This is a genomic window from Candidatus Nitrosopumilus sp. SW (genome assembly GCF_006740685.1).
Classification (GTDB): Archaea; Thermoproteota; Nitrososphaeria; order Nitrososphaerales; family Nitrosopumilaceae; genus Nitrosopumilus.
In genome coordinates this window covers 845,234-870,685 of sequence record NZ_CP035425.1, presented here as the reverse complement: position 1 = coordinate 870,685, position 25,452 = coordinate 845,234, and the positions used below count along the sequence as shown (strand labels likewise).

31 protein-coding genes are annotated in these 25,452 nt (G+C 32.1%); 15 read left to right on the top strand and 16 right to left on the bottom strand.

Annotated features, from left to right (window positions below):
• Positions 1 to 15: 15 nt before the first annotated feature.
• Genes Nisw_RS05250 through Nisw_RS05235 form a run of 4 tightly spaced genes read right to left on the bottom strand, consistent with a single transcriptional unit; the run spans position 16 to position 2,834 of the window.
• The gene (locus Nisw_RS05250) at positions 16 to 1,419 is read right to left on the bottom strand and encodes an aspartate kinase (RefSeq protein WP_141977139.1); all 1,404 of its coding nucleotides are present in this window, start codon (positions 1,417 to 1,419) and stop codon (positions 16 to 18) included.
• Positions 1,420 to 1,454: 35 nt separating this feature from the next.
• Positions 1,455 to 2,201 carry a proliferating cell nuclear antigen (pcna) gene (gene pcn / locus Nisw_RS05245; protein ID WP_141977137.1) on the bottom strand — a complete coding sequence of 249 codons (747 nt, stop codon included), beginning with the start codon at positions 2,199 to 2,201 and terminating at the stop codon, positions 1,455 to 1,457.
• Positions 2,202 to 2,235: 34 nt separating this feature from the next.
• Positions 2,236 to 2,553: a transcription factor S gene (locus tag Nisw_RS05240; protein ID WP_141977135.1), complete on the bottom strand. Its 318-nt coding sequence runs from the start codon at positions 2,551 to 2,553 to the stop codon at positions 2,236 to 2,238.
• Positions 2,554 to 2,555: 2 nt separating this feature from the next.
• On the bottom strand, positions 2,556 to 2,834 hold the full coding sequence (locus Nisw_RS05235) for an RpoL/Rpb11 RNA polymerase subunit family protein (RefSeq protein ID WP_012216139.1): 279 nt from the start codon (positions 2,832 to 2,834) through the stop codon (positions 2,556 to 2,558).
• 51 nt (positions 2,835 to 2,885) lie between these two features.
• Between Nisw_RS05235 and Nisw_RS05230 the strand changes: the two genes are divergently transcribed.
• Genes Nisw_RS05230 through Nisw_RS09160 form a run of 3 tightly spaced genes read left to right on the top strand, consistent with a single transcriptional unit; the run spans position 2,886 to position 3,761 of the window.
• Positions 2,886 to 3,422 (top strand): hypothetical protein, encoded by a 537-nt coding sequence (locus Nisw_RS05230; RefSeq protein WP_141977133.1) that lies wholly within the window; start codon positions 2,886 to 2,888, stop codon positions 3,420 to 3,422.
• A 30-nt stretch (positions 3,423 to 3,452) separates the two neighbouring features.
• On the top strand, positions 3,453 to 3,605 hold the full coding sequence (locus Nisw_RS09165; RefSeq protein WP_014964094.1) for a hypothetical protein: 153 nt from the start codon (positions 3,453 to 3,455) through the stop codon (positions 3,603 to 3,605).
• A gap of 9 nt (positions 3,606 to 3,614) precedes the next feature.
• Entirely contained in the window at positions 3,615 to 3,761 is a 147-nt protein-coding gene (locus Nisw_RS09160; protein ID WP_185736577.1) for a hypothetical protein, read from the top strand.
• A 1-nt stretch (position 3,762) separates the two neighbouring features.
• On the opposite strand, the gene Nisw_RS05225 is transcribed toward Nisw_RS09160, so the two are convergent.
• Positions 3,763 to 4,257, bottom strand: coding sequence for a dual specificity protein phosphatase 23 (locus Nisw_RS05225; RefSeq protein WP_141977131.1), 495 nt, complete (start codon positions 4,255 to 4,257; stop codon positions 3,763 to 3,765).
• Between the two features lie 43 nt (positions 4,258 to 4,300).
• Positions 4,301 to 4,942, bottom strand: coding sequence for a cyclase family protein (locus Nisw_RS05220; RefSeq protein ID WP_141977129.1), 642 nt, complete (start codon positions 4,940 to 4,942; stop codon positions 4,301 to 4,303).
• 75 nt (positions 4,943 to 5,017) lie between these two features.
• Between Nisw_RS05220 and Nisw_RS05215 the strand changes: the two genes are divergently transcribed.
• Positions 5,018 to 5,275 (top strand): Lrp/AsnC ligand binding domain-containing protein, encoded by a 258-nt coding sequence (locus Nisw_RS05215; RefSeq protein ID WP_014964098.1) that lies wholly within the window; start codon positions 5,018 to 5,020, stop codon positions 5,273 to 5,275.
• Here Nisw_RS05215 and Nisw_RS05210 read toward each other — a convergent pair.
• Complete coding sequence (locus Nisw_RS05210; RefSeq protein ID WP_141977127.1) at positions 5,270 to 6,412, bottom strand: aminotransferase class V-fold PLP-dependent enzyme; 1,143 nt, start codon at positions 6,410 to 6,412, stop codon at positions 5,270 to 5,272. The genes Nisw_RS05215 and Nisw_RS05210 overlap by 6 nt on opposite strands.
• Positions 6,413 to 6,441: 29 nt before the next feature.
• Here Nisw_RS05210 and Nisw_RS05205 point away from each other — a divergent pair, with 29 nt between their 5' ends.
• Together Nisw_RS05205 and Nisw_RS05200 are read left to right on the top strand one after the other, a co-directional pair.
• Positions 6,442 to 7,047, top strand: a complete 606-nt coding sequence (locus Nisw_RS05205; RefSeq protein WP_255430721.1) for a hypothetical protein — start codon at positions 6,442 to 6,444, stop codon at positions 7,045 to 7,047.
• Between the two features lie 109 nt (positions 7,048 to 7,156).
• Positions 7,157 to 7,456: an ATP-binding protein gene (locus Nisw_RS05200; protein WP_012216147.1), complete on the top strand. Its 300-nt coding sequence runs from the start codon at positions 7,157 to 7,159 to the stop codon at positions 7,454 to 7,456.
• Positions 7,457 to 7,488: 32 nt separating this feature from the next.
• Here Nisw_RS05200 and Nisw_RS05195 read toward each other — a convergent pair whose 3' ends face one another.
• Positions 7,489 to 8,484 carry a plastocyanin/azurin family copper-binding protein gene (locus Nisw_RS05195; RefSeq protein WP_141977124.1) on the bottom strand — a complete coding sequence of 332 codons (996 nt, stop codon included), beginning with the start codon at positions 8,482 to 8,484 and terminating at the stop codon, positions 7,489 to 7,491.
• 146 nt (positions 8,485 to 8,630) lie between these two features.
• Between Nisw_RS05195 and Nisw_RS05190 the strand changes: the two genes are divergently transcribed.
• On the top strand, positions 8,631 to 10,406 hold the full coding sequence (locus tag Nisw_RS05190) for a cache domain-containing protein (RefSeq protein ID WP_141977122.1): 1,776 nt from the start codon (positions 8,631 to 8,633) through the stop codon (positions 10,404 to 10,406).
• 23 nt (positions 10,407 to 10,429) lie between these two features.
• On the opposite strand, the gene Nisw_RS05185 is transcribed toward Nisw_RS05190, so the two are convergent.
• Together Nisw_RS05185 and Nisw_RS05180 are read right to left on the bottom strand one after the other, a co-directional pair.
• Positions 10,430 to 11,584: a J domain-containing protein gene (locus Nisw_RS05185; RefSeq protein WP_141977120.1), complete on the bottom strand. Its 1,155-nt coding sequence runs from the start codon at positions 11,582 to 11,584 to the stop codon at positions 10,430 to 10,432.
• A 97-nt stretch (positions 11,585 to 11,681) separates the two neighbouring features.
• The gene (locus tag Nisw_RS05180) at positions 11,682 to 12,104 is read right to left on the bottom strand and encodes a universal stress protein (protein WP_141977119.1); all 423 of its coding nucleotides are present in this window, start codon (positions 12,102 to 12,104) and stop codon (positions 11,682 to 11,684) included.
• Positions 12,105 to 12,226: 122 nt separating this feature from the next.
• Here Nisw_RS05180 and Nisw_RS05175 point away from each other — a divergent pair, with 122 nt between their 5' ends.
• The 3 genes from Nisw_RS05175 to Nisw_RS05165 are packed head-to-tail and all read left to right on the top strand — an operon-like array spanning position 12,227 to position 15,044.
• Positions 12,227 to 13,051 carry a CBS domain-containing protein gene (locus tag Nisw_RS05175; protein WP_141977117.1) on the top strand — a complete coding sequence of 275 codons (825 nt, stop codon included), beginning with the start codon at positions 12,227 to 12,229 and terminating at the stop codon, positions 13,049 to 13,051.
• Position 13,052: 1 nt separating this feature from the next.
• The gene (locus tag Nisw_RS05170) at positions 13,053 to 13,736 is read left to right on the top strand and encodes a VIT1/CCC1 transporter family protein (protein ID WP_141977115.1); all 684 of its coding nucleotides are present in this window, start codon (positions 13,053 to 13,055) and stop codon (positions 13,734 to 13,736) included.
• A 12-nt stretch (positions 13,737 to 13,748) separates the two neighbouring features.
• Positions 13,749 to 15,044: an APC family permease gene (locus tag Nisw_RS05165; protein WP_141977113.1), complete on the top strand. Its 1,296-nt coding sequence runs from the start codon at positions 13,749 to 13,751 to the stop codon at positions 15,042 to 15,044.
• On the opposite strand, the gene Nisw_RS05160 is transcribed toward Nisw_RS05165, so the two are convergent.
• The 3 genes from Nisw_RS05160 to Nisw_RS05150 form a co-directional block, all read right to left on the bottom strand.
• The gene (locus Nisw_RS05160) at positions 15,041 to 15,697 is read right to left on the bottom strand and encodes a hypothetical protein (RefSeq protein WP_141977111.1); all 657 of its coding nucleotides are present in this window, start codon (positions 15,695 to 15,697) and stop codon (positions 15,041 to 15,043) included. The two genes, Nisw_RS05165 and Nisw_RS05160, sit on opposite strands and share 4 nt — an antisense overlap.
• A gap of 75 nt (positions 15,698 to 15,772) precedes the next feature.
• Positions 15,773 to 17,218, bottom strand: coding sequence for a type I glutamate--ammonia ligase (gene glnA / locus Nisw_RS05155; RefSeq protein ID WP_141977109.1), 1,446 nt, complete (start codon positions 17,216 to 17,218; stop codon positions 15,773 to 15,775).
• A gap of 70 nt (positions 17,219 to 17,288) precedes the next feature.
• Positions 17,289 to 18,653 carry a KamA family radical SAM protein gene (locus Nisw_RS05150; RefSeq protein WP_141977107.1) on the bottom strand — a complete coding sequence of 455 codons (1,365 nt, stop codon included), beginning with the start codon at positions 18,651 to 18,653 and terminating at the stop codon, positions 17,289 to 17,291.
• Positions 18,654 to 18,778: 125 nt separating this feature from the next.
• On the opposite strand from Nisw_RS05150, the gene Nisw_RS05145 reads away from it, so the two are divergent.
• The 5 genes from Nisw_RS05145 to Nisw_RS05125 are packed head-to-tail and all read left to right on the top strand — an operon-like array spanning position 18,779 to position 24,013.
• On the top strand, positions 18,779 to 20,518 hold the full coding sequence (locus Nisw_RS05145) for a mechanosensitive ion channel family protein (protein WP_141977105.1): 1,740 nt from the start codon (positions 18,779 to 18,781) through the stop codon (positions 20,516 to 20,518).
• Positions 20,519 to 20,569: 51 nt separating this feature from the next.
• On the top strand, positions 20,570 to 21,445 hold the full coding sequence (locus Nisw_RS05140) for a ribose-phosphate pyrophosphokinase (RefSeq protein ID WP_141977103.1): 876 nt from the start codon (positions 20,570 to 20,572) through the stop codon (positions 21,443 to 21,445).
• Positions 21,445 to 22,392: a TRM11 family methyltransferase gene (locus Nisw_RS05135; RefSeq protein ID WP_141977101.1), complete on the top strand. Its 948-nt coding sequence runs from the start codon at positions 21,445 to 21,447 to the stop codon at positions 22,390 to 22,392. Before Nisw_RS05140 ends, Nisw_RS05135 begins: the two co-directional genes overlap by 1 nt.
• A complete protein-coding gene (rnz, locus tag Nisw_RS05130; RefSeq protein ID WP_141977099.1) occupies positions 22,389 to 23,288 on the top strand; it encodes a ribonuclease Z in 900 nt (299 codons plus the stop codon). The genes Nisw_RS05135 and rnz overlap by 4 nt, the downstream gene beginning before the upstream one ends.
• Before the next feature lie 2 nt (positions 23,289 to 23,290).
• Positions 23,291 to 24,013, top strand: a complete 723-nt coding sequence (locus Nisw_RS05125; protein WP_141977097.1) for an NAD-dependent deacylase — start codon at positions 23,291 to 23,293, stop codon at positions 24,011 to 24,013.
• Positions 24,014 to 24,023: 10 nt separating this feature from the next.
• Here Nisw_RS05125 and Nisw_RS05120 read toward each other — a convergent pair whose 3' ends face one another.
• The 3 genes from Nisw_RS05120 to Nisw_RS05110 all read right to left on the bottom strand — a co-directional run bounded on the left by Nisw_RS05120 (position 24,024) and on the right by Nisw_RS05110 (position 25,446).
• Positions 24,024 to 24,422, bottom strand: a complete 399-nt coding sequence (locus Nisw_RS05120; RefSeq protein WP_141977095.1) for a hypothetical protein — start codon at positions 24,420 to 24,422, stop codon at positions 24,024 to 24,026.
• Positions 24,423 to 24,496: 74 nt separating this feature from the next.
• On the bottom strand, positions 24,497 to 24,901 hold the full coding sequence (locus Nisw_RS05115) for an RNA-binding domain-containing protein (RefSeq protein ID WP_141977093.1): 405 nt from the start codon (positions 24,899 to 24,901) through the stop codon (positions 24,497 to 24,499).
• Positions 24,898 to 25,446 (bottom strand): AAA family ATPase, encoded by a 549-nt coding sequence (locus Nisw_RS05110; protein ID WP_141977091.1) that lies wholly within the window; start codon positions 25,444 to 25,446, stop codon positions 24,898 to 24,900. Before Nisw_RS05110 ends, Nisw_RS05115 begins: the two co-directional genes overlap by 4 nt.
• Between the last annotated feature and the right edge of the window lie 6 nt (positions 25,447 to 25,452).

The following is a 25,452-nucleotide window of genomic DNA, read 5'->3' as shown; positions in this document are numbered from 1 at the left end:
TTAAATGATTTTGTCTTAGTTGATCTTGTCTAATGCAAATGCATTATGCAATGCACGAACAGCTGCATTTGTATCAGAATTTTTAACAACAAATGCCAAGTTTAGTTCGGATGAGCCTTGAGTAATCATTGAAACATTTACTTTATTTTTCTCAGCAGCACCAAAAACTTTAGAGGCAACACCTACAGTTCCACGCATTCCTGAACCAATAAGTGCGATAATTGCAACATTTGTTGTTACTTCTAGTTTCTTGATAATTTTTCCTAAAAGTTCCATTTCAAGTGAACTTACTGCTTTGTCAAGATCAGCATTCTTGACTACTATTGTTATACTAGATTCTGATGGGTTTTGGGATATCATCATTACATTAATTCCAGCTTTTGCTAATGTTGCAAAAATTTTTGCAGCAGTACCAGGCGTTCCAACCATACTACCACCTTGGATATCGATTAGTCCATTGTTTCTAACATTACTGACACACTTTACAGTATTTTTCACAGATGACGAAGGAGAAGCTGTAACTAGAGTTCCTTCATTTTTTACATTAAAGGAACTTCTAATCTTCATAGGTATTTTCTTTGATAATAGGGGCTCAAATGTGCGTGGATGTATCTGTTTTGCACCAAATAATGCCATCTCGATTGCCTCAATGTATGAAACTTCTTTTAGTAATTTTGCATTCTTTACTATTTTTGGATCTGCAGTCATTAGACCATCTACATCACTCATTAACCAGATTTCGTCTGCTTTTATGCAAGTCCCAATAATTGTTGCAGAATAATCAGAACCTCCTCTTCCAAAAGTTGTAATGTGGCCATGTTGATCAGCACCAACAAAACCTCCAACAACAGGTATTGTTTTCTTTGAGAAAAGATTTTCTACAGTTTTTGAGACTCTTAATCTAGTTGTATCGATAAGAGGTTTAGATTCACCAAAGTTAGAATCAGTAACTATTCCTACATCTTTTCCAGTTAGAGGTATTGATTTCTTACCTGAATCACTAATTGCCATTGAAACAAGTTTTATCGATAATCTCTCACCAAAGGAAAAAAGATAATCCATTGTTCTTGGAGTAACTTCTCCCAACAACACCATTCCATCAATTAACGCAACAAGTTCTGCAAAATCGTCATCAAAATTTTTTAATAATTTTTTACGTAAATCAGATTTTTTGATTGTTTGTTTTGCTAATTGTTTATGTCGATTAGTTATTTTTGCTGCAAGTTGTTCAGCTTTTGATTTATTTTCTTTTTTTATTGATTCAGATATTTCTATTAGATCATCTGTTGTTCCACTGGTTGCAGAACATACAACTACAATTTGATTTTTCTTTGATAATGAATTTAGATGGTTAGCTACTCCTTGAATGTCTTTTGCAGAGGAAATTGATGTTCCACCATATTTTATTACAAGTCTCAATTCAAAATACCTGAATTAGTTAATCTTTAAATGCTTTAACTTTCCACGCGTGGAGCTAAGTAAAAGTGAATTCGACCAATATTGGCTACTTTGAATTCAATTCTGAGTGGTTTTGCGCTTGAAAATTCACATGTAATAAAGCCTGCAGTAGTTCCTACTGCTTTTACTACAGGATTAAGATACTCTAAACTGTAGGTTCCGACACTGTCTTCTTTAGAAGAAATCTCCTCAATATCTTCATCGTTTTTATCTAAATCAATTACAACTTCTCCTGAATCCCCTTTTCCTGAAAAATCACCTTTAGAATCAGCCGTATGTATTGTCAAATAGTCAGATACAACTTGAACATCACCTAAAATTTTATCAAATTTTGATGAAGACAATATGATTTTAGAATCATATGGTATCTTTGGTAATGGTGTATCTGTTGCAGAACTTTCAATCAAACGCATTTTGTATTTTTTATTTTTCCCAACTGTAACAAGCAACATGTTTTGTTCAGAGATACTAATCTCAATGCTGTCTTTTTTGTCTGCTCTTTTGATGAGTTTTGAAAATTCATCTATTCTTACTCCAAATTTTATATCACTATCACATTCGTATTTTTCAAATGCAGAATTAGGCCAGGAAATATCTATAAGAGCAACATGAGATGGATCCATTCCTCTAAAAGAAATTCCCTCTGCAGTTGCAACAAATGTTGCTTCTTCAACAAGTGTTGAAATTGCAGATATGATTGCCTTTAGATCATCAGAACCACTTGTTTTTGCTTCAAAAGTCAAATCAACTTTGTTGACTTTATGTTCCAGTTAAACGTTATGCGTAATTACGCCAAGTATTCTTACATTTTGTACAGCGATAGAATTGTGTGGTTGGTTCATCTGCACTTCTTGTTTGAAGCATCCACCAAATTGCTTCATCGTGTCCACATTTTTCACATTCTATTTTGATAGTTGGATGAGATTCCTCTCCTTCATTTCCTTCAAAAGCTAAAATTGATTCTTCATGTTCTTCATTTTCAATAATTTTTTTGGTCTGTTTTTCTTCTTGTCCTTCAGTATAACCACATTTGGAGCATTGAAGGCCAGAAGTACCTTTTTTTAATTTGACCTCACATTTGGGGCAAAACTTCAATTCTAATTTACCTTAAGTTTTGAATTAAATAATTGTTTGAACTCATCTGCCATTTTAATTGCTGAATCGGTAGCCTTCTTTATTTCACCTAGTGGTTTTGAACTAGAATTAATTCTCATCCAACATTCGTTAGTTAGTGGATGTTTTACAATAACACCTGCAAAATCAATATTTGATTCTTTTAGAAGCTCATGTTGAATTAGGTACAAAATTCCAATATCGGTTTCAGTGATTGAGAGGTTGATTTCTTTGGCTTCTGAACTGATTACTTGTGCGTTCATGTATTCAGAAAAAGCACTTATTGCGGATATAAATCATTATGAGCAGTAGAAATGGGCGAAAGTAGGATTTCAGACATAGAATTGGTAAAATCCAAGGATGAATACGCTTCAGATGAAAATATTGAGATAAATGTCCAATTTTCAGTTGAAGGTGACCTAAGAGATGCATTTAACGAGGTAAATTGGACTGATGCATACAACAAAAACGATGTTTCATTCAAATTGAAATACGGTTTGAAACTGACTTCAGGCGGCTTTAGGAAAAAAGAGCTAGGCAGAACAATTGACACCTACAGAAAGGCATCCATATTTTGGACAAGAAATCCTAAACTTGTCAATCCTATGAAAGACAGGAGAATTTGGGTTCAAGTAGCCAAAAATTTTGAACCATTTATCAGACTTACAGAAGAAGAAGTTAGACAGGAATTATTTGATTTTAATGAGAAATTTGTTTTCAAAGCAGAAGATTTGGGAAAAGGTACACACAAAATTAGTGCTGAGGCATTTGCATCATGGCAAAAACATGAGTTTACAGAGCCAGGAAATGTCAAGAACAATTCTAGAGAAATTGAAATAAAAATCAATTAGGGATATAAGGAACTTTTTGATGGAATCATTATGGCAAAATACGATGGTCTATTAGGACAACCAATTCTTGAAGTTGAGGATCCTGATAAAGAAGGAGGAATTACCTTTATCTTTAAAGACAACAGATTTTTGTTCATCAAAGCAAATGATGGAAAAATCGAGACCGTATCAATCCCAGAATAGGTGACATAAATGGAAAAATATGATGCAATCAAAATGTTAGAACTTGTAAAGATAGAAGATCCCGACTCAGATGGTGGACTAACCATGATTTTTCAAGAAAATAAAACCTTGAAAATCAAAATTGTTGATGGAAAATTAGTTTCAGAATTTGTTTAAACTAATTTTTTACATGTTTTTCATAAAAACCAATAGCTAGTTCTTGTACTTCAGATTGAATAGAACCAGGCCTTTCTTCACGAATCATTTCAATGGCTTTTTCTGCTGAAAATTTTTGGTATTTTACAAAGTAACATGCAAGTATTGTTCCAGCTCTTCCCATTCCAGCTGCACAATGAACCATTACTGCTTGATCATTTGTAATTTGTTCATGTATAAAATCAACTGCAGAATCAATCTTCTCCATATCAGGTGCAGTTAGATCAGGAGTTGGAACATGAAGATAATCAATATTTTGCGTCCAATTTTCAGGCAAAGCATTCTCAGTCATGGTAACAATTGATTTTACACCTTGATTTACAATCCAATCAAATTCATCAAAACTTGTAGGCATGCCGGAGCCTGCTAATTTTTCTTCAATTAACCAAGAAAAGTTTGTTGGTTTTTTTGTAATTTTTCCATGGACTTTTCTCCATAAATTACCAGGCTTACTCATACTAGATGTTAACATCTACTATATTTTTAGCATTACGAAATGTTTAGAGTGCAACTGCTCTTACGGGCGAACCTGTTGCATCTTTTAGTTTTAGTGGAAGAATTGTAAAATTAAATTCCTTTGATTTGATTTTATTCAAGTTTGCCAAGTTTTCCACTATTAGGATATTATTTTTTGATAAAATATGATGAACACTAAATGATTCATCTTTTCCAAGATCTATACTTGGAGAATCTATTCCAACAAGATTCGTTTTTTTTTGTACAAGATATGTAGCTGCAGATAATGCCAGTCCAGGATTTTCTGTAAAATAATTATCTTTTTTGATATTTTTTTGCCAATCTGTGAAAAAGAATACTGATGATTTGTTAGGAATGGTTCCATTTTTTTTCTCAAATTCAATAATTTCTGATTTTGTAATAGGAGAGTTTTTTGATTTTTTCATTTTGATTAAAATGGCTTTTCCCATTAATCTCTCAAGTGGAATTTGGTCAATTTTGAAACCATTCTTGACAAAGTGGAAAGGGGCATCAAGATGGGTTCCAGTGTGGGAACTGAGGAATAGAAGTTCAAGATTATACCCATCTTCTTTGAGATTTGACCAAGAAATGAATTGAGGTTCTGGAGAACCAGGAAAACATGGTATAGATTTCGATATTGTAAGTGTTAGATCTATGGGTTTCACATCAATAAGACAAAATACTAATTAATCAATTTTTGAATTATGAAAAGTTAAATACTCTTTGAGTAAAAATTTCGTGTGCCTACTGCATATGTTCTACTAAATTCTGATTTAGGATCAGATGAATCAATCATCAACGAAGTAAAACAAATCCTTACAGATGAGGATGTAACCTACGAAGTCCAAGGAGTTTACGGCGTATACGATATCGTCTTGAAATTGTCTTCAGATGATGCTGAGAAACTGCGTTCGATTATTACCAATAAAATCAGAAAGATTACCAAGGTACAGTCTACGTTAACCATGATGGTTATAGAAGAACAAGAAAATCTATAGTTTCTTTATTGCATCAATTACCAACATAATTTGTGATTCAGTATTAAAAAAATGAGGAGAAGCTCGTACAATCTTTTTTTCCATAATTTCTCTCAAAGCTAAGATAATGTTTTGTCGTTCCAGTCTATCAACAACTTCTTGTGAATCCATTCCATCTATGTTAAAAGAAACAATACTAGTTCTAGAATTAGGATCTTCAGGTCCATACAAAATAATTTTTGGTATTTTGGATAATTCTTCTCTTAAGAGATTTGACAAGTATTGATTTTTTTCACGGATGTTTTTGATACCAAAGTTAAGCAAATAATTTGCAGAAGATTCTAATCCAACAATTCCAACATAATTACGAAATCCAGTTTGAAATTTATCAGGAAGTTCCTTGAATGCTAAATTTGTATCATCATATATTATTGCAGACTCTCCACCAATAGTTTTCGGTTCTAATAATTCACTTGATTTTCTATTGCAATAAAACAGACCAGTTCCCATTGGACCACAGAGCCATTTTGATCCATTAAAGGACATAAAATTACAATTTATTTTTGAAACATTGACGTCAATACATCCTACAGTTTGTGCGCTATCAACGAAAAGAGGTACATCAAGAATTTTTGCTACTTTCTCCAAGGGTAAGATAGAACCAGTATTGTAAAGGGCATGACTTAGAGCAACTAACTTTGTATTATCATCAACTAACGATTCTAAATCTTCAAGTTTGAAAAATCCATCTTTGTCAATTGAAAGATTTTTCACAGAAATTTTTTCTTTTAATTTCAACCAAGGATAAAAATTTGAATGATGCTCATGAGTCATTCCACGAATGATTATGTTTGATTTTTCATCAAATGTAATACCATTAGCTACAATATTGATGCCATCAGTAGTACTTTGCGTAAGTACAACTTCATCAGGTTGACATGAGATAATTTTTGCTATGGTTTTTCTTGTAGCTCTTAGTTTTTCAGTTACAAATGGTTCTGATTCTTTTGAATCAGGACCAATAGAATTGTATGAGATTAGAAAATCTTTCATTGCTTCAATACTTTGATTAGGCATTAGAGAAACTGATGCATTGTTTAGATAGATTTTATCCGAGCTTGGAAAATCATCTGAAATATCCTTTGATACTAAATTCATTATTATATCTGTAAAATGCTAGATGGTTGTTGGATAAAAGTCCTGACCAGATTTTAGATAGTAAACTAGTTCATATACAAAATGAGTTTAAAGAGAATCTACCTAACATAGTACTTTGTTCAGAACCATTTCACAAAGCAGAGTTTCTCAATAAATTAATCAATTCTGTTGAGACTCCAGTAATTTTTGTAGATATGGATCTACTTTATACAGGATACATTGAGTCAGGTCTAATTCAAAAGAAACACAATCTTACAGTATTTCACCCTACAAAAGAAAGTTGGGGAGGAGAATTCACTAAAATAATTTCAAAAGTTTCTAAAGAAAAATTTCTTGTAATTATTGATTCTTTTAATGGAGTATACAACATGTTTGAAGATTTAGAATCTGCCATATTCATTAATTCATGTATTATGTTACTTGCATCCTTGGGGAAAGATGCTGATTCTTCTATTATCATAACTGCAATGGCTAGAAAAAAAGAAAATGAAGGTTGGATTCTTACTCCAGGAGGCAAACAAATCATAAAATCTACAAAAACAGGAGTGTACATTCTAAAGAAAATAGAAAACGATTTAGTTATTCGCTCCATAGATGAAGATTCAAAGGTTTTCAAGATTCAATCACAAATCTAACCTAAAATGCGATCAAAAATTCAAACGCCGTTATAAAATTTCAAACGCCGTTATAACACGATATTTTTAGGCAAATTATATTAATGCCAAATCAAGATTTTATTTTGTTATGCCAGTAGGAATTATTCCAGACATAAGCGAACAAATGTGTATCGGATGTGCACTATGTGTAGAAATCTGTACAACACTTGGTCCAGATGTCCTTAGAGTAAAACCAGTTGAAGGCTGGAAGAGAGGTAAAGCATTTGTCTTTTACCCAGAAAGATGTATTTCTGATGGTGCATGCATCGGTGTATGCCCAACAAAAGCAATCTTTTGGATGAGACCAATGGACTTTACTGTTGGACAACCAGTTCCACTCCACAAAGATTCAGTCTTCGTAAAAGGTTGGACCGAATTAATCGATTAGATTAGTTCAACTTTTAATTTCTTTTTCTTATTTTATATTTTAACAGCCCCAGGCTTGGTTTTTGGTGTATCTGGTTTCCTCTTTAACCAAAGTAATGCAACAATAAACATTACAGCTGGAACAAGAATAATGAAAATCATTAACTCGTAATAGGTAGTTAATCTTTGTGCAGGTTTAATATGATATGTTTCATGAGATGTTTTCTCCGGATTGTCATAAACTGCAGTAGTAAAATCAACTGATCTTTGTTCTTTACTTTGTACTTCTCCAAATACAGTAACACTTTCTTCAGCTAAAAGAGAGGGAGTTTGGATTCCTTCAATTCGAACAATAATTGAACCAGAATTTGTAAAGACATAATTTCTATAATCTCCACCTATTTGACTTAGTCCTTCATCTCGAAAAATTTCTTGTCCGTTTTGGAAAATTACAAAGTTGTATTTCATTTCTGCCAGATTAGAATTTGTTTGTGGATCATAGAATTGATATACAAATTGAATTTTTTCGTGAGTTTTAATGACTGGAGGATCCCACGCTAAATTAACTTCAATTGTTCCATCTGGAGTGTATTGCAATAAAGGAAATTGGATTTCTTTTCCTGTTGCATCATGAGGATAATCTGGAATTGCTTCTTCAACAATTACCATGCCATCCATCCATGGATGAATTGTACAAAAATATGAAAATCTGCCTGATTCCTCAAATTGATATGACCAAGATTCTCCAGGCATAAATCTACCACTATCAAAAATTCCATCAGGTGTTCCAAAATCTCTGTTATCCATCCAACCAAAACGTCCTGGACCATCACCACTAGTTACAGTATGAGCCTCTCTGTCATCATTATACCAAGTTATTGTATCTCCAACAACCACATTAATCAAAGGAGGATCATACCAAACCTCAGCAGGTGTATTTAGTTCAGGATTATATGCTCCAAATGGAATGTCAACAATGTATTCTTCTCCATAAACAAAAGATATAGAGCCTAAAATAACAAGAACCGAAAATAATACTAGAAATTTCACATTATTAAAAATACAAATTTTGTAATTAAATGAATCCCTTATTTTCACAAATAATAGTAATATCAACTTGAAGATTTTTTGTAAGCGTAATATACCCAAAAATACTAGAAGCCTTGATATTTACATAAAATAAACATAGAACAAAAATGCCAGTCTCAATAAATCTAGGTAAAAAACTTGTTTTGCTTGTCATGCTTGTAACAATGACTGCTTTAGGAATTACATCTTACATGAGTATAGATTATTCCTCTGAAACTCTGAAAGAAAGAGGAGGAGAATTATTACATGGTGAATCCGACATTAGAGGAGAATCATTAAGATTACTTTTTGAATCAAGAATTGAACAAAATAAAATTCTTGCAAATGATCCGATGATTCGATTGTTGGTTTCAGAAATGGATGGGATTTCAGGATTAGAATTAAAATCTATGAAAGAAGAAAAGCGTAGAGATTTTCTAATTCAAGTACAGGCATTTCAAGAACTTGTTGGATTTTCAATTGGATTTGAGGATACTAAAATAATTGGTAATAACGGAAATGTGTTTTTTTCATTAGTAGGAATATCTAATGAAGATTATTCTAAAAATGAGTACTTTCAAAGAGGATTAAAGGGATCTTTTGTTGATTTTGAACGTTCAGGAACAGGTAAAAAAATGATTGTTGTATCTCCTGTTTATGCTGTAGATAGTAAAATTGGAGATGAGCCAATTGGAGTTATCATTTCTAGAATGAGAACTTCTGCAATTGATAATATTTTACTTAATAGAAGTGGACTTGGTGAAACGGGTGAAGTCTATATTGTTAATAGAGACTATCTAATGTTAACTGAATCCAGATTCTTTGAAAATGCAGTATTTGAACAAATAGTAGACACAGTCGGTGTTCAAGAATGTTTTATCAATAATATGGAGTATGTTGGAATTTATCCTGATTACAGAGGAGTTTCAATATATGGATCATCTTACTGTATGCCAGAATTTGGAATAGTTTTACTGGCAGAGATGGATGAAAAAGAATTGGTTGAACCAATCAAAGTTTTGCAAACTAGAATTATCCTTACTAGTTTACTCATAACGATGGCAATGGGATTAGTTGCATTTTTTGCTGCTGAATCATTATCACATCCATTACGTGCACTCAAAAAAGCTGCAAATAAAATTGCAGAAGGAAATTTTGATGTCAGAACTAATATCAAAACAAGAGATGAGATTGCAGAATTATCTCATGCGTTTGATTCAATGGCACAAAAATTACAAGAATCATTAATTGAGATTAAAGAAAAGGAGGAAGTCATCAAACAGCTTGAAGGAGATATGGTGTTAAAATTCTCTCAGCGTGAAGAAAATGATTGTGTAGGAGTAATTGACATGGCAGATTCAACTAGAATATCATCAAAAGTATCTGATAAAGATATCAGCAAACTATACGAAATATTTTTGAATTTTATGGCAAAGATTGTTCTTAACCACAAAGGAGAGGTTATAAAAAATATTGGAGATGCATTAATGTTTAGATTCGCAAATGTGGATCCAACTAATGATAAAAAAATGAAAAATATTTTAGAATGTTGTTTGTGTATGGTTGAATCACATGGAAAACTACAAGAAGAACTTGAAAAAGAAAATATGCCTAGATTAGATTATAAAATCAGTTTAACATACGGTCCTGTAAAAGTAGCTGAAAGTACTACTTCAAAAATTAGTGATGTCTTTGGTCCAACAGTAAATCGGTGTTTCAAAATAAATTCACTTTGTCCAAAAAACAGTTTGGTGGTTGGTGAAAACATACATAATATTTTCAAAGATTTCTCAGAATACGAATTTTCCGAATTATGTATAATTGAATTAAAACAAAAATACGGTTACAATATTTTCGAAGTTAGAAGAAAAGGACTTGATAGTTTTGGAACAAAATCCGAATAAATCTTAATGATGTTTTGATCTAATTAGTTCTTAGAGAAGCCAAATCTGGATGCCCAACTTGATTTTTGCTTTTTTGTTGGCTTTTTTGAAAGATTGTTAAGCATTTCATAAGTAATTGTAAATCCATGGCCAACCATTGTTGCATCGTTTGCATAATTTTCTTTGTGGGGAACAAATTCATCAGCTAAATCTTTGATTTTTTTTGTTTTAAGATCAAATAATCTAATTTTTTTGCCATTTTCTAACTCAATTTTTGCATCACCACTTAATCCTTGAATTGAAAAATTTTCAAAGAACCGGATAGAACCACCTTCTTTTAATTTGATGATAGAATCATACGTAAATTTACTGCCATAAAATAAGACCTCACGTGCAGAAATTATAACATCATCTTCTACATTTAAAACAATAATTGTATCAGCGTTTAGTGATACAGTGTTAACTGCATTTTCAGCAACAATTTTTCCATTTGGAGCAGAAACTTGAGTTCTATGTTCTAGGATTTTATAGACACCAACTTTGCCATTAGGATCTTCAACTCTAAATTTTCTTCCAAAAATATTTCCTACTATTATATTGCCATTATCTACAGTGATTTTGGCTCCATTTTCAATTTTATACTTGTTTTCTATAGGATCAAGGAATTTGAAATCACCTTTTGTTAGATGAATGTTTGTTTGAAATTCTTGAGTCCAGGAGGGACTAGTAATGCTTCCTTGCATTGTAATAGGACCATCATAAGTTAGATTTCCTGCCATAAAATTTCCTTTAATAGATAAAGCACCATTAGCTTTTCTTTCAAATTCCATTTCACCCAGAGTCTTTGAACCAAATAGTCTTGTTCCAGTTGAATTTGATCTGTTATGTGCTGCTGCCCATTCTTCAGCTGTTTTCATCTCTTTAGATAATTGTTGACCAAGAATCTGATTTTTTCTTCTTACATCAGATTCAGATTCATCAGAATAAACTCTTGAGTTTTTTAGTTTTTCAATATCTGTTTCAGGATATTTTTTTCCAATTTTTAGATCTTCATATGCTTGTTTAATTTTTATGAATTGTTCATTTTCTCCACCACGATCAGCGTGATATTGAAGTGCTAATCTTCTGAATGCATCACGAATTTCTTTTTCAGTAGTTCCTTCAACGATTCCCAAGATATCATAATTACTTTCAACCATGTTTCAGTTCCCCCGCATATTTGCAGAACTCACTATACTTGTAGTTTATTACATTTATAGAATATTAGTAATTTAAAATAAAAATTGTAAAAGATGTTTATTTTACAATGAGTACTGGAATGTTTGTTTTGTGCATAACATAATTGGATGTACTTCCAAGAAATGCTTCTTTTGCTCCACCTATACCCCTTGCACCAATCACAATCATGTCAAATTTTCCTTTTTTTGCATATTTGACAATCTCGGAGCCAGTATGACCACCGCTTGTTTGATACTTGAATTTTGCACCAGCATTTTGTGCTTTCTTCATAGCAGGACCAATAGCTTTAACAGCCTTTTTTTGAGCCTCGTCTTTCATTTTTTGTGTGTATTTTATTCCAGCTGCAATAGGTAAGTGAAATACGTAAAAGCCGGTAATTTCAGCACCACTACCTTTTGCAATTTCTATTGCTCTATCCAAACCACGTGTAGAATTTGCAGAGCCATCAAGTGGAACAAGAATTTTTCTGAATTTTGCCATATCCCAATTTTTTAACCATATAATATAAGAATAATCAGCATTTCCAATGTTGAGACTAAATTACAATCAAAATTGAAAATTATATCTGGAGTTTTTATACAAAAAATCTTGTAGAGTAAAGATTGACAATTATTGAAATTTCAAACAAACCTATTACCATTATTAAAAATTCTACAATTTCAGATGCTATCAAAATGCTTCTCAATACAAAGATTAGTAGGTTAATTGTAAACGATGGCGGAAAACATATTGGCATAATTACTGAAAAAGACATAGGACTTTTTTTGTTCTCAGAGACCACAAAAAGGGGATTAGAAGAAATACCCATTACAGATATTATGAAACCGATTGAATTTGTTGAGCAAGAAGTAACTCCCAAAAATGCTGCAAAGATTATGATTGAAAAAGGGATTAGTTCATTGGCCATAGGAGAGGAACAAGAAGTAAAAGCAATCATCACAAAAAGTGATCTTGTTAAATATTTTGCAAGAAGACTACCAGAGAAAAACAAGGTGGTTGATTTTATGACTCATGATTATGAATCCACACATACAGCTGCACCATTGTATAAAGTTGTAAGAAAGATGTTAGAGAGAAAAATTTCAAGAATAATTGTAAAAAATCAGGAAGAAGAGCCTGTGGGAATAATTTCATTCAGAGATCTGTTCAGAATATCACTTGAATTGGGTAGTGAGGATGATTTTTCAGGAACAAATTTTGACAATGTTAGGCGTGGATTTCTCTCAGAAGAAGGATTTGGAGATATTTCATTGGCTAGAGATGTAATGACTAAAGGATTAATCACAATCAAATTTAATGAAGACTTGGCAGAAGCTTGTAATGTTTTATTAGAAAATGATGTGAGTGGATTAGTTGTTCTTGATGGAAATAATAGCATTGCAGGAATAATTAGTAAGAGTGATGTAACAAAAGCACTAGCATCATAATATGAAATGGCATTTTGATGATTTTATTTATGGTTCTATAGATGGTGCAGTTACAACTTTTGCTATAGTTGCAAGTGTCGTTGGTGCAGGTTTATCTCCTGGAATAATTTTGATTTTGGGATTTGCCAATCTTTTTGCAGATGGTTTTTCCATGGGTATTGCAAATTATCAAGCCTCAAAAGCAAGAAATGAGTTTATTCAAATGAAAAGAAAACAAGAAGAATGGGAAATAGATAATTTAGAAGAACAAGAAAAAGAGGAAATTCGTGATATTTACAGAAAAAAAGGTTTCAAAGATGAATTGTTAGAAGAGATTGTTCGAATTATTACTTCTAGAAGAAAGGTATGGGTTGATACAATGATGAAAGAAGAACTAGGTCTTGATGAAGAAGGTAAGAGTCCAATTGATGGTGCTGTAAGTACATTTGTTGGTTTTAATTTAATTGGAATAATTCCATTAATTCCATTTATGATTTTCATGATGATTGGAATAGATCCTAATTCTGAAGCTTTTACTTATTCAACAATATCTGTTAGTATTGCATTCTTTCTTGTTGGAGTAATAAAAGGAAAAATTGTAAAACGTTCTAAATTACGTTCAGGAATTAACACTCTGATTATAGGAGGAGGAGCGGCAATAGTTGCATATTTTGTTGGATATGGATTAAATGTTCTAATTAATTAGGAATCCAATAGAATGTCTGAATTACATCGCCACATGGGTCTTTTTCATCTTACCATGTATGGTGTAGGATTAATTCTAGGTGCAGGAATCTATGTCTTAATTGGAGAAGCTGCAGGGTTTGCAGGGAATTCAATGTGGATTTCTTTTTTGTTAGGAGCAATAGTTGCAATTTTTGCTGGACTAAGTTATGCAGAATTATCAGCTTTATTTCCAAAAGCAGCTGCAGAGTATACTTTTGTAAAAAATGCTTTCAAGAATAATTTTTTTGGTTTTATAATAGGGTGGCTTACGGCAATTACATCTATTATTACTGCAGCTACAGTATCTTTGGGATTTGGGGGATATCTAACTCAGTTTCTAGATCTACCAATCACAATTGGAGCTATCTTTCTACTTGTAGTTTTATCAATTGTAAATTTTATTGGGATTAGAGAATCTGCATGGGCAAATACAATTTTTGCATTGATTACTGCTGCAGGTCTTGTTCTGATAATATTCCTTGGATTTTCAATGGAACCCATAGAAACAATTGATTATTTTGAAGCGCCAAGTGGAATGACAGGAATAATTCTTGCATTTGTATTGATTTTCTTTGCATTTATTGGATTTGAAGATATGGCAAATGTTGCTGAAGAAGTTAGAAGACCTCAAAAAACAATTCCAAGAGCTATAATTTTGTCAGTAATCATTACAGGTATAATTTACATTCTAGTTTCTTTAGCAGCAATTAGAATTCTAAATTGGCAAGATTTAGCTGTATCTTCTGCACCATTAGCAGATGTGGCTCATTCAGCCATAGGCATTAATGGTAGTGTAACACTCTCACTAATTGCCCTTTTTGCAACAGCAAGTACTGTTCTAATTACCCTTGTTGCAGGAGCTAGAATTCTATACGGAATGGCAAAAAGTAAGTCTCTGCCAGAATTTTTGGGCAAAGTTCATCTTAAAACAAAAACCCCATGGATTGCAGTAATTGCAATTTTAGTTACCTCAATAGGATTTGCTTTTGTTGGAGATATTGTGATTGTTGCAAATATAGTGGTTTTTGCAGTAGTAATTACTTTTGCAGCAATAAATTTGGCAGTGATTGTTTTAAGATATACCGAACCAGTTTTAGAAAGACCATTTAGAGTTCCAGTAAATATTGGAAAATTTCCAATTTTACCATTATTTGGATTTGGAGCAACTGTTTACATGGCGTTACAATTCGATATAGAAGTAGTTCTTGTAGGATTAGCCATTATTGCAGTTGGAGCCGTTTTGTATTTAATTTTAAGAAGAAGAAAAGATTTTATAAATTCTGATTAGTTCTTTTTAGATTTTGCAAGTGCAACAACTGCAATTGCTAGTCCTATTAACCCCACACCAATGCCTACATAACCCATATCCATTTGTTGTTTAGTTTCTTCTAGAGTATTGACAGAATCTTTCAGATCACCAATATCTTCAATTAATGCAGTATGCCCATCAATCATTTGTTGTATAGTAATGTCTGATGGTTCTGGAAACTCAATGTATGCACGTTCTGCAACTTTTGGAGGATGCATTGATAAGCTAATTGGAGTATCTTTAATTGAACCTAACATATTTGCCTGATAAAATCCAGAAACAGTTGGATTAACAAAGGCATAATATTTTCCAGCAATATTGTGATCAGGTGAAAGTGGAAGTGTTATACTTTCATCTTTGTAAATTAGTTGCATCTTTACTGTTTTTTTCAAACCTTCTACTCCATTTTGGAATTCTTGAGATTCAGCACATTTGATTGGTTCTGGGATTTCCGGACAAGGAATTAATGGACTTACATAGAATTCAATTGCATTAGTATCACCGGAAACAACAGGTTCGTTCATCCATCCAATTTCTACTCTATATTCTCCAACCGCATCAACAGTATGACCATAGGCAAGACCAAATGAGCCTGGAATTAACAATAAAAGAAATAGAATCTCAAGTTTCATGTTAAAAAAACCAAATTTGATTTTAAAAATGTTCTATTATTTTTGAGAATCTATTAGATTCGACAGTTGTACCAATTATGCATCAGCATACATTGAAACTTCCCATGCAGTAGGAGTTTGTGCAAATGCAACATATTCTTTGTACTTTAATTCAGAATATACATCAAGAAAATCTTTTGTAAATATATCTTCAAGGAATTTTGAATCTGAGGATAGAGAGTCAAGTGCACCTTTTAGTGATACAGGTAATGCACCAATTTTGTATTCTCTTTTCTTTTCAGTAGAAAGTTTGTAGACATTTTCTTCAATTGGATCACCAGGATCAATTTTGTTTTTAATTCCATCCAAGCCTGCAAGTAATAATGCAGCTTCTAGAAGATAGATGTTTGCAGTAGGATCAGGAACTCTGTATTCAAGTCTCTTACTTTTTTCTTGATTTCTATTATACATTGGAACTCTAATTGCAGCAGATCTGTTGCCTAAGCCCCAACAAACATTGACAGGTGCCTCAAATCCAGGAACAAGACGTTTGTAGGAATTTGTTGTTGGGTTTGAAATTGCACATAAAGCTGATGCATGACTCAAAATTCCTCCAATATAGTATCTTCCAGTTTGACTCATTTGTGCAAGTTGATCATTTTCATCATACATTGCATTTGAATCTCCATTCCACAAGCTTTGGTGAGTGTGCATAGCTGATGCATTATCACCAAAAATTGGTTTTGGCATAAATGTTGCAACTTTATTTTTTCGTTTAGCTTTCACTTTTACTAAATTTTTTACTCCAATAACATGATCTGCCATTTGTATCATTTCATCATATACAAGATTAATTTCACATTGACCAGAAGTTGCTACTTCATGATGTTCAGCTTCTATTCTAATTCCAAAATAATTATACAAATCATCACAAACATCTTTTCTAAACCCTTCTAGCGTATCCTTAGGTTGGGATGGATAATATCCTTCTTTGATATCTATGGCTGTACTTACATTTCCTTTAGCCCAAGGTGATTCTTTTGATTCAATAGAATAACCAGAACCACCATACGAATGTGTTGCTGCATAGGGGGAGGGATAAACATTGATGGTATCAAAAACAAAAAATTCTATTTCAGGTCCCCAGTTGGTATGAGTAAATCCAAATTCTCCAAGTTTCTTTGATGCTTTGTGTGCTATACCTCTTGAATCTCTGTTATATCGGGAACTTTCCGCAGTACTACCATCATACAAATCACAGAATATTCTAGCATTCTTACGATTACCAGGATCATAATCGGATGGAAGAATCTTAAATGAATTTGGATCAGGCATTAGAATCATATCAGAGTTATTTACAGATTTGAATCCAACAATTGAGCTTGCATCTAATTTTTCAAGACCGTTAACAAAGCTATTTTTATCAATTGCATAGCTTGGCATTCCAACATTATGTAATTCACCAAAAATATCTACAAACCAAAAATCAATGAAGGAAATTTTTTCATCTTGTATAGTTTGTAATACTTGTTCTGCGTTCAATTGATATGTTTAGAAAATCAATTTACTAATGTTATCAAGTAAGATAGATTTGTCAAGATGGTCAGGTAAATTAAGATTCTGGATAATCATCAACTGGGTGTGATTTTTTGAAATTATTCATTTCATCTTCAAAGAAGAATTTTTCAGTTAATGCAGGTTTAAGATCATCCAACCAGATTGCATTTTCATCATATTTAGCAAAAAACGGAACTTGTACCCAATCAGGATTTCTGCCTTGTAAAAATCGTAAAACGATTACCTTTTGATCGTTTAGTTGAGCAGTTCCAATAACATGTACTTTACCAGGAGTTGCAGACATACTTGGTCCACGAACAGTTCGAGCTAAACCACTTACCGAGGAATAAGCTTTTCTAAAAATTTCATATGCTCTAACCAGAGGAACTCCAAAGTAATGTTGAGCTCCTGTATCTCTTACTACAAACATGTAGTATGGTATACAACCAAGTTGAACTTGTTTTGTCCACATTTTTGCCCACATTTCCGCATCATCATTGATATGAGCTAAAAGTGGAGATTGTGTTCTAATCTGGGCACCTGTATTTCTTACTTCTTTGATTGCAGATTTTACAGCATCGGTTGATAATTCGTTTAGGTGATTAAAATGAGCCATGAATGCAAGATGTATGCCGCTATCAGTGATCTTTCTGAAAACTTCTAACATTTCTTGAGAATCTGAATCTGTCAAAAATTTGTATGGCCAATAAGAAAGAGATTTTGTTCCAATTCTAATTGTTTTAAGATTTGGTAATTTTGATTCAATTAAAGCATCAATATATTTTGAAAACATTTTTGCCTTCATTATCATTGGATCACCACCGGTGAAAAGAACATCAGTAATTTCAGGATGTTCGGAAACGTATTGAACAAGTTGTTCACCTTCTTTCATTGCAAATTTCATTTCATCCATTCCTACAAATTGTGGCCATCTAAAACAAAAACTGCAATATGCATGACAAGTCTGACTTTGACTTGGAAAGAATAAACAAGTTTCTTTGTATTTGTGTTGCATTCCATATAATTTAGTACCATCTTTTAGAGTTGGAACATTTAGTTCCATTTGTCCTGCAGGATGGGGATTAAGTTGTAAACGAATTTCATTTGCAACTGCTGCAATTTCTTTTTTATCAGTGGTATTATTTAGAACCTTTTCCATTTTTGAATAATGTTCAGGCTTTAACATTCCTCTTTGAGGAAATGTTAGAACGTACATTGGATCAGTTGGAATGTTTTTCCAATCAATTAACTGTTCAACAACATAGTTGTTTGCCTTAAATGGCAAAACATTTCCTACAACTTCCATTTCAAATTGTTTTTCTTCAGAGAGATTCTGAATTTGTGGAAGTTCACGAAAATTTGATAGTGTATAAGATTTTAGTGAAGGTGAATCACCCCAAACTGATTCTTGATGGGTCATTTAGTAAATAGTAGGTTTACCCTTGTTAAAGGTTACAGGCTCATTACGCATAGATTTTCTATAAATAATGATAATATGCCTTAATGTTTTATTCAGAAGAGGTTTGGAGAAGATAGTGATTAGATATGGCTGAAGAAGTACTTGATGTAGTTTCAGAACAAGTAGTACAATTTGATGCGATTCCACAGTTGATTGCATCATCCGCATCGTTACAGATTGCTATTGCCGTGTTAATCATAGGTATAATTGGAATTGTTATAGCTTACAGAGGTTTTGCAAACTGGACAAAAAGACAAAAGTTTTCGTATACAAGACCGCATTTTGCTAGATTTGTGCGAGTTGCTATCTTGCCTTTTTTTGCTATAGCATTAATTTCATCAGTTAATGTGTATATTCAAACCACAGAATTATTCAATGACTCAGAACTAACTATAGAAGAATTCTCAGCATCAGATACGTTTGCAAAAACATTAAACACGATTAACATCCTAGTAATAGGCTATACGATTTCACACATTATCCCAATACTACTTACTAAAATAGAAAAATCTAATCTTGAAAAAGAAGACTTTGGTCAATGGAAAGAACTTCGTGGTTTTAAAGATGATAATGAAGACTTGTTTCACAGATTATTTGAATGGATTCCTCCAAAAAATACTCCTGAAGGGTTAGATGAAAAAGAGTTTAGAAATCTATTAGAAACAGTTGAAGGTAGAAGAAAACTCGAATTACTTCGAACAAGAAGAGGTAACCCTATAGGCTCATTTCAAAATTTAGTGAAAAACCCATTTGAAGAATTTAAGAAATCAGAACGTGAAAAATATGAAAAATATTACAATGATTGTTTTTCAGGAAATAACGAGTCAGGGAAAAGCCTAAAACCAGGTCAAGAACCTGAGGAAATTTATCAAATTGATATTTGGAGAGAAGAAAAAAGATTAAATCATTTTGATCCAATAATTCCAGGTGCACGTCCTGCAGGATATGCTGAAAGAAAACGAAAAGATCTTCCAAAATCATATAAACAAATTCTTCCAGTTGGAATTTTTGTTGCAGTTGTATTAGGTGTAGTAAGTTGGTGGGGAGTAGATCTTTTTGTACTAGCAACTGCAACTGGTGGTTTTGCAATAGGTCTAGGTCTTGCATTACAAGAAACAATGCAGAATTACTTTGCATACATAATGATTCGAAAAGACAAAATTTTTGTTGAAGGAGACAGGATTCAATTAGAGACAAATTTTAACGGGTACGTACATAAAATTACGCCTAGAGTTACATACATTAGGCATGCACTAAATGAATCATATGCAGTAATACCAACTAGAAATTTGGTAAATTCTCAGATAATAAATTATTCAAAAGAACTCAAAACAGTTCCAGCAATTGTACAAGTTGGAGTATCATATTTGAATAATCCTAAACAAGTTGCAGCAATTCTTGTAAAAGTTGGAAAAAAAGCAATGAAAGAAACTACAGATGAAAGAGGCAGACATCTTGTTGTACAAAATAGTTGTCCATACTTGGAGCAAAATTTGCCAAGTTGTGGATGTGATAAAGAAGTAATAGAAAATTTAAACCAACCAGTTGTTCGTTTTAATCAATTCAATGATTCGTCACTTGATTTTTCAGTTTGGGTATATGTTAGAGATTACGGTTCACAATTCAAAGTTCAGACAGATATGCGGATGATTATGTATGAACAATTCAAAAAATATGATATTAGAATTCCATGGCCAATTCGAACTGTCTATCAGGGAGATGAAAAGAAAGAATTTGAAGAAATCAGTAAACTTGATTCAAATAGAGACAAAGTAATTGATGAATACGGAATAGGAGATATTGGACGCGGTGGAGGAGAGGATTAATCTCAATCCACTTCTCAAAACTTAAGAATCCCATTAATTCACATTTTCTTGTTGAGTAAACTATCAGTAATTTGTGGAAAGTCATCAGAAGATTTAGGAAGGAAATTAGCTAGAAAGACTAAAGCAAATTTTGTAAAATCTGAGGTAAGGGTTTTTCCTGATGGAGAAAGTAAGATAACACTCAAGGGAAATATATCTAAAAAAAGATCAATTGTTGTTCAATCAATTTATCCACCTGTAGATACAAATCTAATTCAAGCATTATCATTAATCTCAAAAGCTAAAGAAACATCATCTGAAGTTATCGTTGTAATTCCTTACATGGGATATGCAAGACAGGACAGGGAATTTTTGCCAGGAGAAATTGTTACCATGAAAGTTCTGGCTAAATTATTCAAAGGTGCAGGTGCATCAAAACTAATTGTAGTTGATATCCACAGTTTGATTGGGCTCAAATATTTCACCATAAAATCCAAAAATGTATCAGCAGTGCCAGATCTGGCAAGATATTTCAAAAAAATGAGCCTAAAAAACCCATTAGTTGTTTCACCAGATCAAGGTGGAAAAGAAAGGGCAAAAGAATTTGCCAAGGAAATGGGAATAGAATTCATTGCATTACAAAAGAAAAGAGATAGAAAAACAGGCAAAGTACAGATCAAGACAAAACAAGCTGATGTCATAGGACGTGATTTGATTTTAGTTGATGATATGATAAGTACTGGTGGAAGTATAGTTAATGCAACAAAATTTCTTAAAAAAGAAAAATGTAAAAGAGTTTTTGTAGCATGTACACATGCACTATTGATGAATGATGCTGAAAAGAAAATAAAAAAATCCGGAGTTACAAAAATTGTAAGTGCAAATACTATTCCAGGTAATACATCAATAGTAGATGTATCAAATACAATTGCAAAGGCAATAATATAATGCCAGAAAGTTTTTTTGTACTATCCAAAGATCAATTACAAATTGCAACAGATGAAATTATTGCAATAGCCAAAACTTTTGATAGATTTTCAAAAATTAAAGTTATTTCTAATTTAGTAATTGTTCAATCAAAGACTAATTGGCATGAAATTTCAAAGAAAGCGACATTTGTAAAAACCTCAGGACAGATATTACGAAAAATGTCTGGATTATTTTTAGATGAAGGAAATTTTGAAATATTAAAAAATGCAAAAACATTTGTTTGTAGAATTATCAATTTATCTTCAAATCAGTTTGACATACCAGAATTAGAAAATTCAATGGGTGATATGATTTCAAAATTCTCTAATGCAAAGGTAAAACTTGAAAATCCAGACATTACAGTTTATCTGATTTTTACAAACAAAGAAAATTTTTTCGGATTTTCTAAAAAAACAAAGGAGAAAAAGAGACCAAAAAAAGCAATATCACAGCCGCATGAACTAGATTGGAAGTTAACAAGGGCAATGATCAATCTGATTGGACTAAAAAAAGGAGAAACAGTTTGTGATCCATTCTGTGGAACAGGTACTACACTTCTAGAAGCTGAATCAATGGGAATTCACGGGATTGGCTTAGATTTTGATGAAAAAATGGTTGAAATCACAAAAAAGAATCTCAAAGAAAATGGATACAAATCAAAAGTAATTCATTCAGATTTTCAAGAAATTAAGAACATGGCTGATGAATTTGACGGAATTGTAACAGATTTTCCATATGGAAAAAATACAAAAACATCAGAAAACCCTGAAGAGATCATTAAGAGATTTGTGACTATTGTCCCAAAAAGAAAGAAGATGGCTATAATGTACAAAAAGGAATTCGGAGACAAACTGAAATTAAAAGGATTAAAAAAATATCAAATCTATAGGCATAAAAGCTTGACAAGGACAATTCTGATAAAATGAAACTAGTATTTCTTGGAACTTCAGCTGCACAACCAACTGAGAATAGAGGATTATCATGTATATGTTTGGAGAGAGAAGGTGAAGTTCTCATGTTTGATGCAGGTGAGGCTGCACAAATTTCATATATGAAATCAGGGTTGGGGTGGAATAAAAAAATGAAAATATTTGTTACACATCTTCATGGCGATCATTGTGTAGGGATTTTAGGATTATTGCAAACAATGTCTATGCAAAACAGAACAGAGCCATTAGAGATTTTTGGACCTAGTGGAGTTGAAGAGTTTATTGCAGCAAACATCAAAGTCTTGAATTTTGGATTGTCATTTCCAATTTTGATCAATACAATTAAAGATGAAAAAATTTTTGAAAATGAAAAATTTTCAATACGTGCATGTAAAGCAAATCATTCGATTGTTGCATATTCATATCTATTTGAAGAAAAAGATAAACCTGGTAGATTTAATGTTGAAAAAGCTAAGGAATTAGGAATACCTGAAGGAGAATTATGGAATAAACTACAAAATGGAAATAAAATTACGGTTAATGAAAAAACAATAAAACCAAATGAGGTCTTAGGTGAAAAACGTCCAGGCAAAAAAATAGGTATTTCAGGAGATACAATGCCTACAAAGGAATTAGAAGAATTTTTTGAAGAATGTGATTATCTTGTGTTTGATTCCACATTTCTTGAGAATGAAAAACAAAAGGCCCAAGATACATGTCATTCAACTGCAAAACAAGCTGCAACAGTAGCAAAAAATGCCAAAGTGAAAAATCTAATCTTAACACATTTTTCAGCAAGATACAAAGATGAAGTTGAACATTTGAAAGAAGCAAAAGAAATTCATGACTCAGTAATTACTGCAAAAGATCTTTTGAAAATAGAGATCAAATAAGCATGTTTGAATCAATTAAAGACCAAATTGAGAATGCAAAGAAGATCGTATTTGTAACTGGTGCAGGGATCTCACAAGAGAGTGGAATCCCTACGTTTAGAGGCAAAGATGGCCTCTGGAGAAACTATGATGCTATGAAATTAGCCACAATTGATGCATTTTATGATGATCCAAAATTAGTTTGGGAGTGGTATAATGAAAGGAGACATAATATTTTTTCAGCAGAACCAAATCAAGGACACAAGGCAATTGCAGAACTTGAGAAATATACAGATGTTGTAGTTTTAACGCAAAATATTGATGGATTACATCAAAAAGCAGGAAGCACTAAAGTTTTGGAATTACATGGAAGTATTGTAAAAATAAAATGCACTGTTTGTAATTTTCATGATGAAATTATGACAGAGTTTTCTGAAAATCCTCCTATATGTAAATGTGGAAATATTCTAAGACCAGATGTTGTTTGGTTTGGAGAATCTCTTCCACAAGATGTTTGGGGAAAAGCAATAATTCATGCAAACCAATCAGATTTAATGATAATTGCAGGCACATCACTTGTAGTATCACCTGCAAACACTCTACCAATATATGCAAAACAAAACAATGCAATTCTAATAGAAATTAATCCAGAAAATACTGAAATGTCGTCAGAGATGGATGTCACAATAAGAAATACTAGTGCAAATGCACTACCAGAATTTGTTTCATTGTTTAAGCCAAATTAATTAAAAACTTCTAGAAAAAATTCCAATTTGCAAAAATATTTTGAATTGATTCTAATGGATTAAAATTTGTGATTGCTTTTTGAGATGATTCTTTCACATCAGAAATTTCACTTTGAATAGTTTTTTGAGATGATTCTTTCACATCAGAAATTTCACTTTGAATAGTTTTTCCAACTTCGTTTATTTCATTTGTGATTGCATTACTTGTTTTTTCAGTGATCTTATCAACAGAATTATCAATTCTTTGTTCTACAGAATTTACAGCCTTAGAACTAAGATTTGATACATCACTCTTTATGGAATCGACTACAGTAGCAGATGTTGATGGGAATATAGTTTCTATCTCATTTGAAAAAACCATTCCTGCAAGAATAACTATTCCTGCAATTATGCCTAATTTTATGAACATTTGCTAATAATCAAAAAAAATAGATTTTAGATTCATACTAAAAAAAATAGTCAAAAATGATTGAATTTTCTTAGCTAATTCTCATCGCCATACACAAACCAATCAATAATTTCATCAATTTTTGATGAAGTAAGAATGACTTTGATGGGTCCCAAGGGAGATTCTGCAGATTCTTCACAAATAGCTATTTTGTCTACAAATGCTGCTTGTTTGTTGAGATAAAACCAAGTTGAATTATCTCTTAGGTTTTTTTGTAGATTTCGTCTGTAGGTTTTTTGAGATTGTTTTGAATGAATTGCCTCGTATATTTTTTCTAAAGAATTCAGGTCTTTTGATTCTGCAGAAATTGAGAAATTTTCAGTTTTAATTGTGGAATATGGAAAAACGTTCGAAAGTATTTTTTGAATTTTTTTAGGATCTTCTGAAGGGTTAATTGCACAAAACATCTCAATTTTACAATTAAAATTTGGAGTTTTCATTCTACCCAACTTTGGATAATTTCATATGCAGATTCTATTAATTCATCTTTTGTTAATCCAATATTTGATATTGCATAATCAGATAATGCAATAGAGTTACTAATTCCAACACCTAATTCACGATTGTCTCTTTCTTCAAAATGTTCTTTAGTTTGAGGATCATCTGATCTGCCTCTTTTCTGTAAGAAATCAAATCGGGTATCAGTTGATGCATGAATGGCTAATAATTTTACATTTCCAATTTTTCTTAGAACTTCAATTTCATCATTTGAACGAACGCCATCAATTAAAATTACATTAGCGGTAGATGATTCAATTTGTGGTTTTACTAATTCAGCTACTGCACCAGGTCCATTTTTTTCTCTAAGTTCAAGCATCAATTTTCCAAGATTTGATCTTGAGGGTTCCAAATTTCTTTTTTTAGCTTCTTCTCTTACAGCATTTCCCATATTGACAATATCATAGCCTTTTGGTTTTAGTCCTTCAGCAATAGTGGATTTTCCAGCACCAGGCATGCCTGTTAAACACACAATTAGTTTTGTCATTGTACA

What these genes read in the sequence shown, in the direction of transcription:
- Nisw_RS05235 (WP_012216139.1), bottom strand. Translation starts at nt 2,834, where the DNA reads ATGAACGCACAAGTAATCAGTTCAGAAGCCAAAGAAATCAACCTCTCA.
- Nisw_RS05230 (WP_141977133.1), top strand. Translation starts at nt 2,886, where the DNA reads ATGGGCGAAAGTAGGATTTCAGACATAGAATTGGTAAAATCCAAGGAT.
- Nisw_RS09165 (WP_014964094.1), top strand. Translation starts at nt 3,453, where the DNA reads ATGGCAAAATACGATGGTCTATTAGGACAACCAATTCTTGAAGTTGAG.
- Nisw_RS09160 (WP_185736577.1), top strand. Translation starts at nt 3,615, where the DNA reads ATGGAAAAATATGATGCAATCAAAATGTTAGAACTTGTAAAGATAGAA.
- Nisw_RS05225 (WP_141977131.1), bottom strand. Translation starts at nt 4,257, where the DNA reads ATGAGTAAGCCTGGTAATTTATGGAGAAAAGTCCATGGAAAAATTACA.
- Nisw_RS05210 (WP_141977127.1), bottom strand. Translation starts at nt 6,412, where the DNA reads ATGAATTTAGTATCAAAGGATATTTCAGATGATTTTCCAAGCTCGGAT.
- Nisw_RS05200 (WP_012216147.1), top strand. Translation starts at nt 7,157, where the DNA reads ATGCCAGTAGGAATTATTCCAGACATAAGCGAACAAATGTGTATCGGA.
- Nisw_RS05190 (WP_141977122.1), top strand. Translation starts at nt 8,631, where the DNA reads ATGCCAGTCTCAATAAATCTAGGTAAAAAACTTGTTTTGCTTGTCATG.
- Nisw_RS05185 (WP_141977120.1), bottom strand. Translation starts at nt 11,584, where the DNA reads ATGGTTGAAAGTAATTATGATATCTTGGGAATCGTTGAAGGAACTACT.
- Nisw_RS05180 (WP_141977119.1), bottom strand. Translation starts at nt 12,104, where the DNA reads ATGGCAAAATTCAGAAAAATTCTTGTTCCACTTGATGGCTCTGCAAAT.
- Nisw_RS05170 (WP_141977115.1), top strand. Translation starts at nt 13,053, where the DNA reads ATGAAATGGCATTTTGATGATTTTATTTATGGTTCTATAGATGGTGCA.
- Nisw_RS05165 (WP_141977113.1), top strand. Translation starts at nt 13,749, where the DNA reads ATGTCTGAATTACATCGCCACATGGGTCTTTTTCATCTTACCATGTAT.
- Nisw_RS05160 (WP_141977111.1), bottom strand. Translation starts at nt 15,697, where the DNA reads ATGAAACTTGAGATTCTATTTCTTTTATTGTTAATTCCAGGCTCATTT.
- Nisw_RS05150 (WP_141977107.1), bottom strand. Translation starts at nt 18,653, where the DNA reads ATGACCCATCAAGAATCAGTTTGGGGTGATTCACCTTCACTAAAATCT.
- Nisw_RS05145 (WP_141977105.1), top strand. Translation starts at nt 18,779, where the DNA reads ATGGCTGAAGAAGTACTTGATGTAGTTTCAGAACAAGTAGTACAATTT.
- Nisw_RS05135 (WP_141977101.1), top strand. Translation starts at nt 21,445, where the DNA reads ATGCCAGAAAGTTTTTTTGTACTATCCAAAGATCAATTACAAATTGCA.
- rnz (WP_141977099.1), top strand. Translation starts at nt 22,389, where the DNA reads ATGAAACTAGTATTTCTTGGAACTTCAGCTGCACAACCAACTGAGAAT.
- Nisw_RS05125 (WP_141977097.1), top strand. Translation starts at nt 23,291, where the DNA reads ATGTTTGAATCAATTAAAGACCAAATTGAGAATGCAAAGAAGATCGTA.
- Nisw_RS05120 (WP_141977095.1), bottom strand. Translation starts at nt 24,422, where the DNA reads ATGTTCATAAAATTAGGCATAATTGCAGGAATAGTTATTCTTGCAGGA.
- Nisw_RS05115 (WP_141977093.1), bottom strand. Translation starts at nt 24,901, where the DNA reads ATGAAAACTCCAAATTTTAATTGTAAAATTGAGATGTTTTGTGCAATT.
- Nisw_RS05110 (WP_141977091.1), bottom strand. Translation starts at nt 25,446, where the DNA reads ATGACAAAACTAATTGTGTGTTTAACAGGCATGCCTGGTGCTGGAAAA.